The 18,889-nt window shown below is 44.0% G+C and carries 15 protein-coding genes and 2 tRNA genes; 4 read left to right on the top strand and 13 right to left on the bottom strand.

Features of this window, described 5'->3' with window-relative positions; all coding sequences use genetic code 11:
* Window positions 1-40 precede the first annotated feature (40 nt).
* From JMX97_RS02340 to JMX97_RS02290, 11 genes are all read right to left on the bottom strand, one after another.
* Window positions 41-1,012, bottom strand: a complete 972-nt coding sequence (locus tag JMX97_RS02340; protein WP_201554856.1) for a calcium/sodium antiporter — start codon at window positions 1,010-1,012, stop codon at window positions 41-43.
* A gap of 305 nt (window positions 1,013-1,317) precedes the next feature.
* Window positions 1,318-2,310 (bottom strand): calcium/sodium antiporter, encoded by a 993-nt coding sequence (locus tag JMX97_RS02335; protein ID WP_201554847.1) that lies wholly within the window; start codon window positions 2,308-2,310, stop codon window positions 1,318-1,320.
* A gap of 225 nt (window positions 2,311-2,535) precedes the next feature.
* Window positions 2,536-2,916 (bottom strand): aspartate 1-decarboxylase, encoded by a 381-nt coding sequence (gene panD / locus JMX97_RS02330; protein WP_201554837.1) that lies wholly within the window; start codon window positions 2,914-2,916, stop codon window positions 2,536-2,538.
* A gap of 233 nt (window positions 2,917-3,149) precedes the next feature.
* The gene (gene pth, locus JMX97_RS02325) at window positions 3,150-3,731 is read right to left on the bottom strand and encodes an aminoacyl-tRNA hydrolase (protein WP_201554835.1); all 582 of its coding nucleotides are present in this window, start codon (window positions 3,729-3,731) and stop codon (window positions 3,150-3,152) included.
* A gap of 136 nt (window positions 3,732-3,867) precedes the next feature.
* A complete protein-coding gene (locus JMX97_RS02320) occupies window positions 3,868-4,557 on the bottom strand; it encodes a 50S ribosomal protein L25/general stress protein Ctc (RefSeq protein WP_201554833.1) in 690 nt (229 codons plus the stop codon).
* Window positions 4,558-4,956: 399 nt separating this feature from the next.
* Window positions 4,957-5,904, bottom strand: coding sequence for a ribose-phosphate pyrophosphokinase (locus JMX97_RS02315; RefSeq protein WP_201554831.1), 948 nt, complete (start codon window positions 5,902-5,904; stop codon window positions 4,957-4,959).
* A 94-nt stretch (window positions 5,905-5,998) separates the two neighbouring features.
* Window positions 5,999-6,073: transfer RNA gene (locus tag JMX97_RS02310), tRNA-Gln, on the bottom strand.
* Between the two features lie 237 nt (window positions 6,074-6,310).
* A tRNA-Gln gene (locus JMX97_RS02305) sits at window positions 6,311-6,385 on the bottom strand.
* Between the two features lie 168 nt (window positions 6,386-6,553).
* Window positions 6,554-7,654, bottom strand: coding sequence for a 4-(cytidine 5'-diphospho)-2-C-methyl-D-erythritol kinase (gene ispE, locus JMX97_RS02300; RefSeq protein ID WP_201554829.1), 1,101 nt, complete (start codon window positions 7,652-7,654; stop codon window positions 6,554-6,556).
* Window positions 7,655-7,695: 41 nt separating this feature from the next.
* Window positions 7,696-8,325, bottom strand: a complete 630-nt coding sequence (gene lolB / locus JMX97_RS02295; protein ID WP_201554821.1) for a lipoprotein insertase outer membrane protein LolB — start codon at window positions 8,323-8,325, stop codon at window positions 7,696-7,698.
* A 273-nt stretch (window positions 8,326-8,598) separates the two neighbouring features.
* Complete coding sequence (locus JMX97_RS02290) at window positions 8,599-10,527, bottom strand: tetratricopeptide repeat protein (RefSeq protein WP_201554819.1); 1,929 nt, start codon at window positions 10,525-10,527, stop codon at window positions 8,599-8,601.
* A 692-nt stretch (window positions 10,528-11,219) separates the two neighbouring features.
* Here JMX97_RS02290 and hemA point away from each other — a divergent pair.
* From hemA to JMX97_RS02270, 4 genes are all read left to right on the top strand, one after another.
* Window positions 11,220-12,599: a glutamyl-tRNA reductase gene (gene hemA, locus JMX97_RS02285; RefSeq protein WP_201554817.1), complete on the top strand. Its 1,380-nt coding sequence runs from the start codon at window positions 11,220-11,222 to the stop codon at window positions 12,597-12,599.
* A 628-nt stretch (window positions 12,600-13,227) separates the two neighbouring features.
* Window positions 13,228-14,364, top strand: coding sequence for an aminotransferase class V-fold PLP-dependent enzyme (locus JMX97_RS02280; protein ID WP_201554815.1), 1,137 nt, complete (start codon window positions 13,228-13,230; stop codon window positions 14,362-14,364).
* A gap of 154 nt (window positions 14,365-14,518) precedes the next feature.
* Window positions 14,519-14,956 carry a YeeE/YedE family protein gene (locus JMX97_RS02275; RefSeq protein WP_201554813.1) on the top strand — a complete coding sequence of 146 codons (438 nt, stop codon included), beginning with the start codon at window positions 14,519-14,521 and terminating at the stop codon, window positions 14,954-14,956.
* A 68-nt stretch (window positions 14,957-15,024) separates the two neighbouring features.
* Entirely contained in the window at window positions 15,025-15,444 is a 420-nt protein-coding gene (locus JMX97_RS02270; protein WP_201554811.1) for a DUF6691 family protein, read from the top strand.
* A gap of 22 nt (window positions 15,445-15,466) precedes the next feature.
* Here JMX97_RS02270 and JMX97_RS02265 read toward each other — a convergent pair whose 3' ends face one another.
* A complete protein-coding gene (locus JMX97_RS02265) occupies window positions 15,467-16,684 on the bottom strand; it encodes an NAD(P)/FAD-dependent oxidoreductase (protein ID WP_201554809.1) in 1,218 nt (405 codons plus the stop codon).
* A 167-nt stretch (window positions 16,685-16,851) separates the two neighbouring features.
* Window positions 16,852-18,819 carry an acetate--CoA ligase gene (acs, locus tag JMX97_RS02260; RefSeq protein ID WP_201554807.1) on the bottom strand — a complete coding sequence of 656 codons (1,968 nt, stop codon included), beginning with the start codon at window positions 18,817-18,819 and terminating at the stop codon, window positions 16,852-16,854.
* Window positions 18,820-18,889 lie beyond the last annotated feature (70 nt).

Genomic DNA, 18,889 nt, shown 5'->3' with positions numbered 1-18,889 from the left:
AAGTGATAGTCTTTATACGACCATGTTTGCCTGACCCTACTTACATACTAACCGTTCGGATAAGTAAAAAGGAATAACCGACAAAGAACAGTACTAAGGTGACACCAGAGGCACGACCGAATTTACGCTTAGTTTTGTAGGAAAATATACACATTGCAAATAATAACAGGGTCAAAATTCCCATAGCCAATACATCGCGCGATAAAATGATGGCGTTAGGGGCAATAGGCGCGATAAGTGCTGCCAGTCCTACTACTGCTAAGGTATTGAAAATATTAGAACCGATAATATTGCCCAAAGCCATATCATGCTCACCTTTACGCGCGGCTGATATACTGGCTACCAATTCAGGTAATGAGGTACCGATGGCAACAATAGTTAAACCAATAATTAGCTCACTTAAACCCCAAAATGTAGCCAACTCGACCGCGCCCCAAACGATAGCCCGCGAGCTCAATATCAGCACTGATAGCCCAAGGAACAAGCTACCTAGGCCACGCGCCATGCTGTGTTCAGAATCTACAATTTCTTCTATAGTATCATCTTCATGCTCATGATTGCCCTCACGTAGGCTTAGCACAATTTGCAGACCTAAGACCACTACTAGCAATACTATGAGCACAATACCGTCAGTATTGCTCAATACCCCGTCGCTTAACTGCCATGCTGCCACTGCCGTTACTAACAATAATAAAGGCATATCACGTTTAATGATACTTTTGCGAATGATGATTGGACTTATCAACACGGTTGCCCCTAATACTAAAGCAATATTGATAATGTTGGAGCCATAAGCATTACCCAATGCCAGCTCTGGGCTACCTTCTAGTGCTGCTAATACGGACACCACCATCTCAGGTGCTGAGGTACCTAGCCCTAAAATGACCACCCCAATCAAAAAACTTGGAACGTTTAGCTTATTTGCTAAGGCTACTGCGCCATCAATAAAGACATCAGCGCTCCAGACCAAAATTGCAAGACCTATTACTACTGCAATTGCTGCCAACCACATAATTTTATTTCCTTGTCTATAAAAAATACCAAAAGGTTTTGCTAATAAAAGCACTAATAAGAGGCATAAAAAAGCTGAAATAGTGTTGCTTCAGCTTTTATATTAGCATAGGTTTTTAATAAAGTTATAAAAATAACTTAAGTAAATTGACTACATGTTTAGTTTTTTTAATAAGTATTAAAGTAATAATCAACCAACATTATCACCAATATTGATCGGCCGTAGTTGAGCTACTATGAAGATTACTAGGGTTTGTTTAGAGATACAATCGGCTTGATGAGTAACCCTACTCAGGGAGTCATAGACTAAATACTGACCGTCTGGATTAACCATAGGGTATAACCGAGGAAGGATAGCACCAGCACAGTTCCAGCTAGGCGGCCCAGTTTGCGTTTGGTTGTAAAGGCGAACAGACACAGGATAAAGAGCAATAGAGTCAGTACTGCCATCACTAAAACGTCGCGTGACAGAATAACTGGATTGGCGGTAATTGGTACAATAATCGCCGCTACCCCCACCACTCCTAAAGTATTAAAAAGATTAGAGCCAATAACGTTGCCTAATGCCATGTCGTGCTCGCCTTTACGAGCGGCTGATAAACTTGATACCAGCTCAGGTAAAGAGGTGCCAATAGCGACCACCGTCAAGCCGATAATCAGCTCACTGACTCCCCATAACGTTGCTAATTCAATCGCTCCCCAAACGATAGCGCGCGAGCTCAGCACTAAAATAAGTAGGCCAATAAACAAGCTCACTAAGCCACGTATTAAGCTTGGTTCTACATGCTCCAGACTTTCACTTTCAATTATCACATCGTCTTTATGCTCGCGCGTAATCTCTGAATTACCCGCGCGTACGCTGAGCACAATTTGTAGACCTATTACCACCACCAAAACTAGCAATAATACTATACCGTCAGCTTGACTCAATCTTCCATCACGTAACTGCCACGCTGCCAAAGTAGTAATTAATACCAGTATCGGCAGATCCCGCTTGACGACACCTTTACGAATAATAAGGGGACTTATCAGTAATGTTGCCCCTAAGACTAAGGCAATATTTACGATGTTAGAGCCATAGGCATTACCTAAAGCCAAATCAGGGCTACCTTCTAACGCGGCTAATACCGAGACTACTAATTCAGGTGCCGACGTACCTATTCCTATGATCAGCATACCTATTAAAAAACTAGGAACCTTTAGCCTCTTTGCTAATACCGTTGCCCCATCAATAAAAATATCGGCACTCCATACTAAGATTGCCAGTCCAATGATTACTGCAATAACTGCCAACCACATTAGTATGTTTCCTTGTCTATTAAAAAAATAACTGACCTTATTAAAAGGCAAAAAAAAGCTGAATCACAATTTGGATTCAGCTTTTATATTAGCATAATTTTTTATAGCACAATAAATATAACTTAAACAATACAGCCTGACGTTTAGTTTTTCTAATCAATATTTAAGACATTATAAACTTAAAACGTCTTAAATAAAAACGCTCAGTTATGGTGAAATAAACATTTAAGCGACTTGTACCGGAATAATATTAGCCGTGTCTTTGACCGTATTGTCTTTATTGCAATAGACCAGTTTTGGCTGGTAAGTATCTGCTTCAGCTTCATCAAAATGAGCGTAGGCGCAAATGATAACGATGTCACCTAAGTCGGCCATATGAGCGGCAGCACCGTTCAAAGAGATGATGCCAGAGCCGGCTTCAGCACGGATAGCGTAAGTGCGAAAGCGTTTGCCATTGGTGACATTGTAGATGTCGATAGATTCATTTTCACGCAGACCAGCTAGGTCTAATAGATCGCCGTCGATACCACACGAGCCTTCATAATGGAGTTCAGCATGCGTGATGCGGGCACGGTGCAATTTGCATTTAAGCATATTAAGTAGCATAGATTGCTTCCTTAGCGTAACAAAAGTAATAGGTTAATGGGGACGCATAGCGTCAAATAAAAGGCTGAGGCTCTTATTAATACGCAAACTCAAGCTATGTAGCCCAATCTGAGTTAGCAGTCAAGACTGCTAGCCAGGGAATTGAAGCGAATATTTGAGCATGGCTATAAAATATGGTTTATACCGACGTATATCAAAATATCCGCTTGTTTAAAAGAAAGTATAATACCTTGTCAATCCGGTAGTTTAAAGCCATTAATTTGCGTACGCGCGCGTTCAATATCACCCTCTAATAATAGTGGTAGCGACTCAAAGGCCGCAGTAAGCGCACTATCAATAGCGATTTGCTCATTAGGTGAGGCTTTAGAGAGCACATGACCAGTGACTTTAGATTTATGACCTGGATGACCAATGCCCACACGTAAGCGGTGAAAGTCACTGCCAATGTGTGGGGTGATATCACGCAGACCATTGTGACCGCCATGTCCGCCACCTGTTTTTAGCTTGATATTACCTGCTGGAATATCTAGCTCGTCATGAGCAATGAGTAATTGGTCATTATCAATATTATAAAAATTGACCATGGGCACCACTGACTCACCAGATTTATTCATAAAGGTCAGAGGCAGTAATAGTCGCACATCATGACCATGAATCTGTCCGCGTCCGGTTACCCCGTGAAATTTTTTGTCAGGACTCAGCTCGATATTGAACTGCTGCGCTAAATGCTGCACGAACCAAAATCCAGCATTATGGCGCGTAAACATATACTGCTGACCAGGATTGCCAAGACCGACGATAAGCTTTAGGGACATGACTGTACTCTGCTTCAATTTAATAAATAATGGAATAAAACTTGCCGCATATAATCCAAAAGCGGCACTTACAAAAACAGCAGGAGACATTTATCCCCTGCTGTTTTTTTAATATAAGTACAAATTAATTGTCTTATTATTCGCCGTCTTGGTCCGCGTCATCATCAGTAGCTTTGTCGCTTTGCTCAGTAGCAGGGACTTCGTCAGCATCAGTTTCAGCGTCTTCATCAACTTCTTCAACCGTTGGTGGGCGCATGTTAACGATAGTACGATCATGACCGTCTTCTAGCTCAAGCTCATTAATAACGACGCCTTCAGGTAAATCGATATCTGATAGACGGAATAGATCACCAATTTCCATAGTAGATACATCTAATTGTAAGTACTCAGGTAGTAATGATGGTATGCAAGAGATTTCGATATCTGATACAAGCGTAGATAGTACGCCGCCTTTTTCAGTACCTGGTGCATCTTCTTTACCCACAAAATGCATAGGAACATTCATGCTGATTTTTTGACCTTTTACAATGCGCTGAAAGTCAGCATGCATTGGAAAGCCTTTAGCAGGATGGCGCTGTAGGTCTTTAATAACGACTTGATGTGCTTCGCCATCAACAGTAATAGTCAAAATGTGCGAGAAGAAGGCTTCAAATTCAAGCGCTTTTACCAACTCGTTAAGTTTGATAGAGATTGCCGTTGGCTCTGCGTTACCACCATAAATGATAGCAGGAACAAGATTCTGCTTGCGTAGGCGGCGGCTCGCACCTTTACCTTGCTGGTCTGCAGAACGATTAACCGTATATAGTTCAAAATGATTAGTGCTCATGGGTATAATCCTGTAAAAAGATAGATGAAGTGTCTGGTTATAAAAAAGTGGATTTGCGACCGATCCACTAATAGGTGATGATAGCCATCAGTCATGGTTACCAACGGTAAAAACCAGTAACGACGACCTAGTGCTATATGCTACCGTCCGTCGTTTAGCTTAATAATAACTATCATTATAGCTGTCGTCGTGTAGCGTGCTCAGCACTTTTTTTAATACTGTTTTGTTCATATAGAATAAATGATCAGCACAGGCGCGCATTATACGTGGTTTTGTAGCAATAATAAAGGCTTACAGATAATACTTAGCGCCAGGATTCTCATCTTGACGCCAGTTTTTTATAAACAGTGTTGTTATTTAAGCAGTCCAATAGCAGACCAGCAATTACGATACAAACCTCTAGGCATCAAACATCGCGCTGATAGATTCTTCGTTATTAATGCGTCGTAAGCTTTCAGCTAGCATTGGAGCAATAGATATTTGGCGAATTTTGCTACACGCTTTGGCCGCAGCAGATAATGGGATAGTGTCGGTAACCACGACTTCATCCAGAGCTGATTCGCCGATATTTTTCAGTGCATTACCAGATAATACAGGATGGGTAATATAGGCTAGAACGCGGCGTGCGCCACTTGCTTTTAGGGCCTCTGCTGCTTTGCACAATGTTCCTGCGGTATCGACCATATCATCAACAATCACGCAATCACGGTCGCGTACATCACCGATGATATGCATCACTTGGGACTCATTGGCACGTGCACGGCGTTTATCAATAATGGCTAAGTCGGTATCGCCTAGCTGTTTTGCCATAGCACGGGCACGAACCACGCCACCAACGTCAGGTGAGACTACCATGATGTTGTCATAATCTTGTTTTTTGAGGTCATTGAGTAGAACGGGAGTCGCGTAGATGTTATCAACTGGTATATCAAAGAACCCTTGAATCTGGTCCGAATGCAAGTCAACCGTCATAACGCGATCAATGCTGACAATGTTGAGCATATCAGCAACAACCTTAGCCGAGATTGGCACACGAGCTGAGCGCGGGCGACGATCTTGACGGGCATAACCGAAGTAGGGCATCACAGCGGTGATACGGCCAGCACTTGAGCGACGCAGCGCGTCGGCCATCATCATGATTTCCATCAGGTTATCATTGGTTGGTGCACAGGTAGGCTGCATAATGAACACGTCTTTACCGCGCACGTGTTCTTTGATTTCCACGGCAATTTCGCCATCAGAAAAACGAGTGATGTCAGCTTTACCAAGGGGGATGTGGAGGTGGTCGGCTACGGTTTTCGCTAGTTCTGGGTGGGCATTGCCCGTAAAAATCGCCAAATAAGGCATGACAGAAGTCCTATTGAGTGACTCAAGCAGCGACCGCTAAGCAGTGTCAAACTGCTCAAATTAAGAAAAGTGTGGTGAACATGACTCTAGAAAATGGTAGGGGTAGCTGGACTCGAACCAACGGTGTCAGGATCAAAACCTGATGCCTTACCAACTTGGCTATACCCCTATAATGTGTAGACTGTGCACTGCCAGTGTTTAATATTAAACAAATTTCTAATAAAAATATTAGAATGGCTGAGCTGCCTTTTAAGTCGTTTGGAGAACGGTTAAACCGTCTAAAAACAACATTTTCCCAGCGGTGTTCGTTGCGAACTATACCGAAACTGGAAGGGTGTTGTCAATTGCTATTAGACAAGTGGCCATCAATATTAGTGGCAAATTATCATAATGCAAACTGAAAATATGGTAGGGGTAGCTGGACTCGAACCAACGGTGTCAGGATCAAAACCTGATGCCTTACCAACTTGGCTATACCCCTATATTGGCGACCTATTATAAATAAATATTCAAATTTTGCAAGCCATTTGCGCCTTTTTATAGCTTTTATTCACAATAAGTTGAAGCTGAGGCTATTCTAGCAAATTAACCACCTTAATCCTACCGCTGCTGGTGATTTAGATAATTATTTACACTGACGTGCGATTATTTACAATGAGGTCTTTAAGTTACTAACGATATAGGCAGGGTAGGGCGCATTTGCTACCCAATCTGCTAACAGTTGAGCATTGGCAATAATACTCGCATCTAACGGTAAAAATACTGCGCTACCCGAGCCGGTCATCCGTGCAACTCCTAACGCTTGCGGCTCTAATTCTCGTAAATACTGTAATGCTCGGCTCACTGCTGGCGCCAGACTCTCAACCACTGGGGTAAAAACGTTGTGATAAGGGGCGTTAAGCGCTTGAATATAACGCGCTGATTGCTCACTAATAGTCGTAGCGGTAAGCGGCTTAGTATCGCGTCGTAGCTTTGAATGAGCGAACAGCTGCGCAGTATTGACATGAGCGTTTGGGGTGAGTAATAAATACTGCTGACTGGGCAATTCTATCGGCGTGAGCTGCTCACCAATACCCATTGCAATGGCATCCTGCCCAAAGATAAATATCGGCACATCGGCACCCAGCGTCGCTCCAATATAACACAGTTGCTTGTTAGTAAATTCTAGTTGCCAAAGCTCATTAAGCACCAGTAAAGTAGTAGCCGCATTAGAGGAACCACCGCCTAGTCCTGCACCCATTGGTAGGCGTTTATCTAAGGTGATGCTGACGTGCGGTAGCTGAGGGGGTAGCCTCCCCAATTGTAAAGCATACGCTAACAATGCGCGTGCTGCCTTTATAATTAAGTTATCCGCTAAGCTATCAGTAATGGTTTCAGCACCAGTGAGTGACACCAGTTGATTGCATAGCTTATTTGGCAGCTTATTCGACAGTGCGGCTGCTTGCTGATAGGCAGCAGTGCTTAGGTCAGGTACATTTCGTTCGGGTAAATTGGAGTCTTCTGATAGATGCGTCACGCTGGCATTAAAGTCGGTATCAACGTCTTTATTAATATTAATATCAGTCGTCGATAATGACAGCAAATCCGCTGGCAAAAAGTGTAGATAATCACCCCAGTCAAGCAGGCGAAAAACGGTTTGCAAGTTATGGTAACCATCGGCGCGCCTGCCTGTAATATGCAAAAACAGATTGATCTTCGCAGGCGATAGTCGTGTAACTGGGGCGTGAGAGATGGCTATTTTTTTAGTCATAAACAGCGGTCTTTATAAGTGATAATCGAATTGACTGTAGATTATTTGTTTTGGTGGTCAATAGTCATAACGACTTTATGACCTTGCTGCTGTAAAGCGCTGATCTTATTCGGCAGCTTATCGTTGCCTTTATAGGTAAAGCTTGCTGTCCAAGGACCGTTGACTGAGCTGATAAGCCGACCTTGAGCATCAGTTTGCGGCGAACTGTCTGAAGGTGCGGGACGCCCAGAAATCCAATAAGGCATTTGCGAGATCGGCGCTTGCCAGCCAGTAGCTTTTTGTAGCAAGGTTTCAGGATTGTCTGCCGTCAAGGTGCCGGTCTTTTCGCTCACTAAAGTGGCCGTCTGACCGTCATACTCAATATTGGTCTTGCCAATTCCTAACGCGCCAATCAGCTCAATAGCGAAGCGATCATTTTGCTGACCCCAGGCATAAAAGGCACTGCCACCTTGAGTACCTGTATTCGCTGCATTACTAGGCATAGTCACGCCGATTTTACCGGTGATGTTAAAATTAGCTAATTTTTGTGGTTGCACGATAGGAGCGGGTTTAGTAGTGGCATTCGCGCCTTGTAAAGACTGACAGCCTGAGGTGATTGCCAGCGCTGCTGTTAGGGCAGCAAAGGTAGCTAATTTAGTAGGTTTATGATGGGTTTTTTTTAGAGACGACATGGTGTTTCCTCAAAATTTACAAGCTTAAAAAGATTTAATTTTAAGCGGTTAGCTTAAACCTTGTTTGTTGCTCTGTTATGAACTTTTGTTTTTTTATTATAAGTACCCTGTACAGTTAGCTCATTTTAATGGGTCAATCCAAAATAAAAACAGCCCACAATTTTTATAGTAATTTTTTACAGCATAATTAACGCTGTTGCCCGCGAGCAGTCATGATGACTGGTTTGTCTTTAGCCAATCACACCTGAGATCCTCTTAAACCGTAGTTAGTTATTAATAAAGTTGTGTGTGGTCATTGATATTGTGCTGCCCGAATGAGAAGCGCTGCTGAAGATCCGCTAGCAAGGAGTCGACCTTATCATTATTCCCTAAGCCTTGATAAGCACGCAATAACAACACACCCGAGCGCAGGCTGGGAAACACATCATAAGGCGTTTGCAAATAGTTAATAACTTGTGTGTAATTGTCATTGGCTAAAGCATTACTAGCAAGCACATTTAACGCTTGCAGATGCAAGTCATTGTCGTAACGCGAGTCGTCGTAGCGAATCTGAATGATAGCGGTTGCCAGCGCTAAACCCTGCTCAGAGTTGCCATCATTCGAGAGCAGCAGTTGCGCGTAGCTGAGCTGATAGGATAAGTTGCTGGGCGCTAACGCTTGTAAATGATTGAGTAAGGTACGCTTGATTACATAGTCATTACGATCGTCAAGCAGTTGGGCGCGGGCAAAAAGTAAAGCTTCATCGTCAGGATATTTACGGCTGGCGCGAGTTAATAATTGTAGCGCCTCATCGGTCTCCTCTTGCTGCCATAAGATATCAGCTTCTAAAACATAAGTTTCAGGGGCAAATACTTCAAATTGTTGGCGCAGTTTTTGTAGGGTAGCGATTGCGGCATCGACGTTATTGTTAAGTAGCTCAAAGGCCACAACTTTTTTACGCGCCGCCAGCACTAAGTCTTCTTGCATGACGCCGTTTAAGTAGTGTTTGGCCTGCTCAAAGCGCTGCTGACGCTCAGCACTGATGCCAAGATAATAATAGGCTTGGTCAAGGTAAGCTAGATTTTTTGCTAGCATGTTAAGCAGTTGATCAGCGCTTTGATATTCTTCAACATCCAGACTGACCAGCGCTGCTAATAAAGTAATCTCAGCATCATCATTAAAACGATTATGCGCCTCAAGTAATAGCTGCCACGCTTTTTGACTTTGCTTCAAATCAAGCAGGTAGCGAATCTCGTACAGGTATAGACTCTTGCTATCAGGATTACGCAGCCTTGATTGGTTGACATAATTGAGCACCATTGCGTCTGGCTCTATTTTTCGTAAAATGTCAGATTTTAGGGTAATAAACGGTACATAATCAGGCTGGCGTGCTAAAGCACGATTAATATGAATAAGCGCCAACTGCGGTTCATTAAACTGGTAGAGCAATCCTGCTTTTAACACCGACAATGAGGCATTTTGCTCGCTATCAAGGGGCTGCAAAGCGGCAAGCAGTTCGCGTTTGTCATTGTCGGTATTGGGATAGATGCCGATAAGGATTTCGCTCAAATCTGCACGAGGATCATAGCGTAAAATACGGTTTAAGGTCTCACTAGCTAACGTATAGTCGTGCGCTCTTAAGGCTAAATGGGCCACATAAAACCACGCGGGTACGTGATCGGGGTTTTGGTCTTGCCAGGTTTTGGCAAACTGGAGTGAGGAGCCAATATCCTCGCTACGCAAAGACAAGCTGAGCCCCCGCTCAAAAACTGCTGTGGCGTCTTCTTTAAAGGACTGCTGTTTATAAATGGCTAAGGCGCGGCGGGTATCACCGCGATCAGCTGCAAACTCGGCATCCAAAATACTATATAGACTGGGCTCGGTAAGCTCTGGCTGCAACACGGTTGCCGGTGGTAAACTATTAACGTTAGCCACCCTGTCTACGATCTGCGTTCTATCACTACTATTGTTACTACTATCTTGTTCATTATCAATAGTAGCTATTGAACGCTTCACTACGGAAGTACTAGATATGATGTCATTCGATGGTGAATTAAGGAGGTTTGCCTGGGCAGGGGTGGCTAAGCACAAGCAAGCGGCCAACAGTAAGGTTAGCTTATGGCGCTGACACAATCGATCAATGACGACACGCAATAAAGCTTGAAGGCTAGATTGGTCGTTATGCGCAAGTTGTGATTGAAACGATAACCCAAAAAAAATCATAACTAGCAGTATTCACTCATTAATTACTAATAATGTTACTTTATTTCAGGTCGCTCTATATAAAGCCACTTTATTCATTATTTACTTACCAACTATGCTTTATCTACAAAGCCAATTTAATGTATTGATTTTATGAGTTTATGGTAGACACCTACTGAGAGTATTATAGAGGCGAACGAGTGCTATAAACAATAGTACTCATGTTACTCAAGTATTTATAAAACTGGTCATATTCAAGAAATTTTTATAAGTAATGAGTTTATGGCGGTGTGTTAAGACCTGAAAATAGGTAGGCAAGATGACATCTAAAAATTATTGAGACCGTTGATTTAACGTTAAGTTACCCAAATACAAGTAAATAGTGGTGGGGTAGCAGGGCGAGTATTAAACAAAACGGGTAACAATGGTACAATGCTATAATGAGCAGTTTTGTGCTTATCGTCACTGAGTTTAACCTATCTTTTAACTTGGTTTTTATCCTAGTCAAATCAATAACGCCGCCTGATTATGCAACTACTTTCGTCTGACTGTAGTATGTTTTAGCCTGTGGTTCACAACAAATTTTATCCGCTTTTAACCCTAGCTTTTAGATAACACTAGTCTTTAGATGATACTGGCTTTTAGAATCTGCTTTTAAAAATAGAGCGGCGGTTTAGCAAGTAAATGAGCGTTATGTTTATGGTCTATCAATAATGAGATTAGTGGTCATTGGAGTCAATCACAAAACTGCACCAGTCGCTTTACGTGAGCGCTTGGCGCTTGTGGGTGACGAGGTAACCGTTGCGCTTGACCAGCTCAAAGGCTTTACTGACGGTAGCGTGATTGTCTCGACTTGTAACCGTACTGAGATATATGCGTTGGTGCCGCACACTAGTGCTCCTAACAATATCACTTCAACACGCGCGCCTACAACATCTTCTACTTCACCCTCTAATAGTAGCGCCAGCTTAGGAGTTACCTCAGAGGCCATGAGCGCTCATATTATTCAGATTAAAACCTGGCTTGCTAACTTTAAGCAGCTTTCTGTGGCTGAGATTGAGCCATATCTATATGTGCATCGTGACACCCATGCGCTTACCCACTGGCTACGAGTCGCGGCGGGTCTGGACTCGATGATATTAGGTGAGCCGCAAATACTCGGCCAAATTAAGCAAGCCGTCCATCTCGCACAAAGCGAGCAAGCACTAAGCAATCAGCTAGGCTGGATTATTGATCAAGTGTTTGCTGCCTCCAAACGTGTGCGTAATGAGACCAATGTGGGGGCGCATGCGGTATCGCTTGGCTTTGCAGCTGCTAAGCTAGTCACCCAGATTTTTGATAATATGCCCAGTCGTACCCTATTAGTGGTGGCTGCTGGTGAGATGAACCGCTTAGTCGCTACTCATATCGCAGGGCTTGGGGTTGGGCGAGTCATCATTTGTAACCGTAGCCCTGAGCGTGCCGAAGCTTTAGCTGCTGAACTACGCCAACCTAACCGTAGCGTGGAGGTTAGATCGCTACAAGAGCTACCGCAAGTGCTTGCGGATGCAGATATCGTCAGTAGCTGTAGTGGTAGTATGGATTTGTTAATCGATAAAACGATGACCACGCAAGCACTGAAGCGCCGTCGTTATCAGCCGATGTTGATGATAGATTTGGCCGTACCGCGTGATATTGACTCGACCATCAGCCGGATAGATGATGTCTATCTCTACTCTGTTGATGACTTGCAGCATGTCATCGCTGGCAATCTTGAACAGCGCCGCCAAGCTGCTGTTGATGCTGAGCTGCTCGTTAGCCAATTGGTCGTTGAAATGGAGCGGCGTTTTCAAGTGCGGCAAGTGGGCAAAGACATTCAGCAGTATCGGGTGCGCACTAATGAGCAAGTAGATAAGCTACTCAATGAATCACTCGTCAAGCTTGAGCACGGTGAGGTCAGCGCTGAAGATGTGATTACTGAGCTATCACGGCGCCTGACTCAGACTTTGACTCATGCCCCATCGAAGCTCATGCGTAAGGCGGCGCGCGAAGGCGATAGTGAACTGCTAGACTTTGTGGTTTCAGGGTTACACGACGCTTATCGTCATCGCTAATATAGTCGATTCAAAATAAAAGAGAGTCATTTGTAGTAACGTTGCACTGTGCCGTTTCTAAATTAGATTAACTAGAGTAGACTATTTTTTGCTAATAACTGGTTAATAAATCGTTAATAGCTTTACTGATAAAAGGAAACTTACGGTAGATATATTGTGGAGCCAACAAACCGTTGTCAACCACCATTATCAGTGCTAGTATCAAGCTGTCATGATTGCGTTGAGTCATGGCACAGTTATGGTCATCGCTATCGGCGTTGGCAGACGGATTTTAATTTAATAAAATTACCAGTGACTATTATCATCTGTCTGCCGCTGTGCAGCAACTATAATGGCCCTAATGTCATAAGCAGTCTTGCATAAGACATTACTTACCAACGGCAATAGCGCTAGGATAAAGTGCTATATCGTCAAGCCCACGTTGTACTCTCTAGTAAGACCCTTAATGGTACCTATAATCAGTAGCATCTATAATTAATCGTACCTATAATTAATCGTATGTATAACTCGCAGTACCTATTACCGTATTCAGTATTTTTATATCACTTAATATGGCGATACTCAAGATTTATCTGTGCTCAACTTTTAGTCACATCTAAATAATCTAACAACAAACAAGGAATGTCCCATGTCTGCATTACGTCAAGATATCGATCCAGAAGGCTTATTAGAATATTCAGTGGTTTATACTGACCGCGCCCTTAATCATATGTCAAGAGCTTTTCAGCAAGTGATGAATGATTTATCTGCGGATCTAAAGTCAGTTTATAACGCTGATGCCGTGGCCATTGTTCCAGGTGCTGGTACTTATGGCATGGAAGCGGTTGCCGCTCAACTTGCTCGTGACCAAGACAGCCTAATCATCCGTAATGGTTGGTTCAGTTATCGTTGGACGCAAATTTTAGAAAAGAACAATATCGGTAAAACAACCACCGTATTGGCCGCTGACCGTACTGAAGATACCGATGCCCCAAAACCATTTGCGCCTGTTGACATCGAAACCGCTGTTGCCAAAATCAAAGAACACAAACCTGGTATCGTTTTTGCTCCGCACGTTGAAACTTCAGCGGGTATAATTTTACCAAAAGAATATATCAAAGCCTTAGCTGCTGCGACTCATAGCGTCGGTGGTCTATTGGTTATCGACTGTATCGCTTCAGGTTGTGTCTGGCTTGATATGAAAGATCTTGGCATTGACGTACTTATTAGTGCCCCGCAAAAAGGCTGGAGCAGCACCCCTTGTGCCGGTCTAGTTATGCTTAGCGAAGCAGCTGTGAGAAAAGTAGACAGCACTGAATCAAATAGCTTTAGCCTAGATTTAAAACAATGGTTAAACATCATGCGTGCTTATGAGAATGGCGGTCATGCTTACCATGCGACTATGCCTACTGATAGCTTACGTCAGTTCCGCGATACTATTAATGAAGCCAAAGAAATCGGCTTTGATAAGCTATGTGACGCACAGTGGGAACTGGGCAAGCGTATTCGCAAGGTACTTGCAGACAAAGGTATTGAGAGCGTTGCTGCTGAAGGCTTTAAAGCGCCAGGTGTGGTGGTTTCTTATACCAGTCGTGATGATATGCATAAAGGCAGCGCGTTCGCTGAGCTTGGTATGCAAATCGCAGCTGGTGTTCCGCTTAAATGCGGCGAACCTGACAGCTTTAAAACTTTCCGCTTAGGTCTGTTTGGTTTTGACAAATTGACTAACGTTGATGGCGCGGTAGAGCGTTTTGAATCAGTCCTTGAAAAAGTATTGGCTAAATAGTTTGTATAATTAATACTGTTAAATAGACCAAATAAAAATACTGAGCCCAGCGTTCAGTATTTTTTTACCTTTTTATTATACTTTATAATATAATGTACTTTTATAAATAGAATTTTGAATTGACAGTTCATAAAATTAAGCTAGGTAATCAGTTATGAGCATACAAGTAGACTGGCAAGCATTCACACCCATTTCTTTAGTTGGCGGTTTGATACTGGGTGCAGCGACTGTGATTTTGCTATTAGGTATTGGACGTATCGCGGGTATCAGTGGCATTAGTGCCAGCTTGCTGAAGCCTAAGCGAGTGGAGCTGTGGCAAATATTATTTGTATTGGGGTTGGTTGTATCGCCCCTGTTTTATCAGCTGGTATCACCGCTCCCACTGATGCAAGTGACCAGCTCTTTACCGTTACTAATAGGGGCAGGGTTGTTGGTAGGGTTTGGTACACGGCTAGGTTCAGGCTGTACCAGTGGTCATGGTATTTGCGGTAACGCGCGCCTGTCGCCACGCTCTATGGCGGCGACGGTGACCTTTATGTTGTTTGGTGTTATTACCGTTTATGTTGGACGGCAGGTGCTAGGGCTGATTTAGTAGCTGTGTAGACTAACACTACAGTGTTTTACAAGATAAAATTTTATAAGACAATATAAGAGACGACAATGCTAAAAAATATAATTGGGCTAGTAGCAGGGTTATTATTCGGGTTTGGCTTGCTGATATCAGGCATGACTGATCCTGTAAAAGTACAAGGTTTCTTGGACGTGTTTGGCGCGTGGGATATCTCATTAGCGCTGGTGATGGGCGGTGGCTTAGCAGTGGCAATCGTTGGTGTGCAACTGGCAAAACGTCAGCGTAATAGCTGGATTGGTACGCTGATTGAGATGCCCACCCGCACCACCATTAGTAAAAAATTATTAATCGGTGCGATGCTATTTGGTATTGGTTGGGGCTTGGTCGGTATTTGCCCAGGACCGGGGATTGTATTGCTCGGAACAGGACAGTGGCAGGCTTACGTATTCATGCCAGCGATGATAATCGGTATGCTGGTATATCAATGGTTTGAGCCTAAACTGACGTAAGACATTCAATGTAACTAGTTGCTTAACTTAATACTGAGGTTATAACTTTTACTGTCTCTGCTGCCATGTGATAACAACTTTCGATATTACCTTGTCCGCACCAGTCGCCACTGACGATCCATTGATGATTGCCATCAACTAAGATATTAAGCCCTTTATTGGTTTCAGTATTGTTAACCGTCGCAGCATAACGCCAGCGGTGACAGTCACTTTGGCTAGGTGCCGTATCCTTGTCCCAGTCCAGTGCTTGCTGTGCAGCTTGCATTAATTGCGCTTTTATCGTTTCGATATCATCATCGACATGTGCCTGCGACCAGTCGTTACGGGCATGAATAGTGACGCTAGGTAGGAGATTGTTATGCATAGGCTTATGATGCTCTATGAATATTCTATCGAGTATAGAGTCAGTCATATAGGCCACATCCCATACTGGTGTTGCATTGCGATTTAGCGTCTTAGGCAGCTGTTCTACGTCATTCCAACCTAGCATCAGCGTATAGCACGCTTGCATCTGTGGTTCAGTAATTTTTGCTTGCTTATTAAAGCCACTATCCGCCATTAATTCTACCGCCTGAACATTTGGCGCGGTACAAATAACCCAGTCGAACCAGCCCAAGCTGTTGCCGTTCTCGTCAAACAATTCAGTTTTTTTATCGGGAGAGTCGTTCTGTGAGTTATTGCTTTGCCGTTCTAGAGGGGCAACCCGAGTTTTAAACTGTAATGTTGTCAACTGTAGATCGTCAGCCAATGCTCGACCCCAACCGGTCATTTTAGGGGTGCTGATATAGCGGGCGTGGATAGTATCCCATTGCTCTTTCTTAGTTACTATAGACGACTGATGGTTATCGTTGGCTGGCACTAAATCAACCGCTTGGGCACACCAAGGTTGTAGCATACCTGTAGCTAACCACGGTTTGATAAACTGTGAAAATTCAGTCGATTTTGCGGTAAAAAACTGCGCCCCGAATGCCCATTGCCAGTTTTTGGCGGTTCTCTCATCCGTACGATAGCGGGTTGCCAAACGACCAACGCTACGTGATTTTTCAAAAACAGTTATCTGTGGCAAGCTTTCAAGAAAGGTAGCTTGCTCGGCTTGCTGACCAAATGCCCGCTCTAATAACGTGGCGGTCAACAACCCAGTAAGCCCGCCACCAATGATGGCTATTTTTGGTGCGATGTGGTCAGTATCAGTGGTGTGGGTTTTGGTGTTATTAGCATCATTTAGAGAATGGTCAGTCATAATGACAATAGGCCTTATAGGATATTTGGTAATAAGTAAAAAGGAAGTTCAAATCGTTTGAAGCGTATCAGCTTTATCCTATTTTGAGGATAGCCATATTAAAAAGCCATGCTATCTTGAATAGCATGACTTATTCTAGGCTCTTAACAGCCATTATTTATTAAACATTAATGACACGCCTTACGTTCAGCTTTGACCACTTCAACCAGCTTATTGATCACCGAGCTATCAGCAAGGGTGGATAAATCACCAAGCCCCACATATTGCCCAGCGGCTAGGCTACGCAAGATACGGCGCATGATTTTGCCAGAGCGCGTTTTGGGAAGGACATCTACGAGATAGATGGCATCTAAGTTGGCAATCGGTCCAATCGCGGTGCGCACGTGGCGATTTAGCTCGGTTTTTAGACGTTCACTGGCGGCCTCGCCAGATTTGAGAATAACAAAGGCACAAACGCCTGTACCTCGAATGTCGTGTGGCATGCCAACCACAGCCGCTTCCGCAGTAGAAGGGTGGGCGACGATTGCGCTTTCAATTTCGGCTGTGCCCAGTCTATGTCCTGAGACGTTGAGCACATCATCAACGCGGCCAGTAATCCAGTAGTGACCATCTTCATCGCGCTGCACGCCATCACCAGTAAAGTAATGACCTAAATAAGTGCTAAAGTAAGTCTCTAAAAAGCGTTCATGATCGTTATAGATAGTGCGCATCTGTCCAGGCCAGCTGTTACTGATGACCAAATTACCCTCAGCGGGACCGTCAAGCACGGTGCTATCGGTATCCATGATATTTGGTATGATGCCGTATAACGGGTTCATTGCGGCACCTGGCTTGAGTGCCACCGTACCCGGAATCGGCGCGAGCAAAATACCACCGGTTTCTGTCTGCCACCAAGTATCGACAATTGGACAGCGACTGCCACCAACGACATGGTAGTACCAATCCCATGCTTCAGGATTGATAGGCTCGCCGACCGTACCGAGCAAACGTAGACTTGAGCGTTCAGACTCCCGAACAAAAGCGTCGCCTTCTTTCATCATTGCTCGAATGGCGGTAGGGGCGGTATATAAGATACTAATATTATGCTTATCGATGATATGGCCGACCCGTGCCCATGTCGGATATTCTGGCACACCCTCGAACATGACTGTCGTCGTCCCATTGGCAAGGGGCGCATAGGTGGCATAGGTATGACCTGTTACCCAGCCCACATCAGCGGTACACCAGTAGATGTCATCGTCTTTGATGTCGAAGACATCACGGAACGTTGATAGCGCATAAGTAATATAACCACCCGTGGTATGTAACACGCCTTTGGGTTTACCGGTTGATCCGGATGTGTACAATAAAAACAGTGGGTCTTCGGCATTCATCACCTCAGGTTCACACTGCTTTTTTTCGCCACTGACCAAAGTATGATACCAAACATCGCGGCGACCACTCATTGGAATGGAATTACCAGTACGATGCACCACTATGACTTTTTCAACGCTTTCTGTCCCATCGATATCTAAGGCGCGGTCGACATTTACTTTTAATGGTGTGATCTTATTGCCACGCAAACCTTCATCAGCGGTAATGACCAGCTTAGACTGACTGTCAATGATACGGTTACCAAGACTTTCAGCTGAAAAACCGCCAAACACCACTGAATGCACCGCACCGATACGCGTACATGCCAGCATGGCTATCATCGCTTCGGGTATCATCGGCATATAAAGGGTCACGCGATCGCCTTTTTTGACACCGAGTTTACGCATGGCATTGCCTAGGCGGCAAACCTCAGCATGCAATTCTTTAAATGAGATGATTTTATGTAAGGACGGGTGATCGCCTTCCCAGATAATGGCAGGCTTGTAAGGGTTGGTTTTTAAGTGACGATCGAGACAGTTGACCGAAATATTCAGCTCACCATCTTCGAACCACTTGATACGGAAGTCCTCTAAATCATAGCTGACGTTGCTGATTTTGGTGGGCTTTTTTATCCAGTCAATCTGTTCAGCACGCTCAGCCCAAAAAGCATCAATCGCCTCGGGCGAGTCAACAGAGTCCTCATAGGTTTGGGCATACTGTTCAGCGCTAGTATTGGCGGCGGCGACAAATTCAGCGGCAATGGGAAATGATTTCTGGGTCATAGTCATAGTCCTTTTGAATTATTATTACCTGCACAAATCACCGTTGATTATGGCTACTTGTACAAATGAT

This window comes from Psychrobacter sp. 72-O-c (assembly GCF_904846605.1).
In the GTDB taxonomy this organism is placed as follows: domain Bacteria; phylum Pseudomonadota; class Gammaproteobacteria; order Pseudomonadales; family Moraxellaceae; genus Psychrobacter.
This window is presented reverse-complemented; position numbering and strand designations above follow the sequence as displayed.

Bases quoted from the DNA above. Each gene is read 5' to 3' on its own strand.
- JMX97_RS02340 (WP_201554856.1), bottom strand. From the start codon at position 1,012: ATGTGGTTGGCAGCAATTGCAGTAGTAATAGGTCTTGCAATTTTGGTC.
- JMX97_RS02335 (WP_201554847.1), bottom strand. From the start codon at position 2,310: ATGTGGTTGGCAGTTATTGCAGTAATCATTGGACTGGCAATCTTAGTA.
- panD (WP_201554837.1), bottom strand. From the start codon at position 2,916: ATGCTACTTAATATGCTTAAATGCAAATTGCACCGTGCCCGCATCACG.
- pth (WP_201554835.1), bottom strand. From the start codon at position 3,731: ATGTCCCTAAAGCTTATCGTCGGTCTTGGCAATCCTGGTCAGCAGTAT.
- JMX97_RS02320 (WP_201554833.1), bottom strand. From the start codon at position 4,557: ATGAGCACTAATCATTTTGAACTATATACGGTTAATCGTTCTGCAGAC.
- JMX97_RS02315 (WP_201554831.1), bottom strand. From the start codon at position 5,904: ATGCCTTATTTGGCGATTTTTACGGGCAATGCCCACCCAGAACTAGCG.
- ispE (WP_201554829.1), bottom strand. From the start codon at position 7,654: ATGACTAAAAAAATAGCCATCTCTCACGCCCCAGTTACACGACTATCG.
- lolB (WP_201554821.1), bottom strand. From the start codon at position 8,325: ATGTCGTCTCTAAAAAAAACCCATCATAAACCTACTAAATTAGCTACC.
- JMX97_RS02290 (WP_201554819.1), bottom strand. From the start codon at position 10,527: ATGATTTTTTTTGGGTTATCGTTTCAATCACAACTTGCGCATAACGAC.
- hemA (WP_201554817.1), top strand. From the start codon at position 11,220: ATGAGATTAGTGGTCATTGGAGTCAATCACAAAACTGCACCAGTCGCT.
- JMX97_RS02280 (WP_201554815.1), top strand. From the start codon at position 13,228: ATGTCTGCATTACGTCAAGATATCGATCCAGAAGGCTTATTAGAATAT.
- JMX97_RS02275 (WP_201554813.1), top strand. From the start codon at position 14,519: ATGAGCATACAAGTAGACTGGCAAGCATTCACACCCATTTCTTTAGTT.
- JMX97_RS02270 (WP_201554811.1), top strand. From the start codon at position 15,025: ATGCTAAAAAATATAATTGGGCTAGTAGCAGGGTTATTATTCGGGTTT.
- JMX97_RS02265 (WP_201554809.1), bottom strand. From the start codon at position 16,684: ATGACTGACCATTCTCTAAATGATGCTAATAACACCAAAACCCACACC.
- acs (WP_201554807.1), bottom strand. From the start codon at position 18,819: ATGACCCAGAAATCATTTCCCATTGCCGCTGAATTTGTCGCCGCCGCC.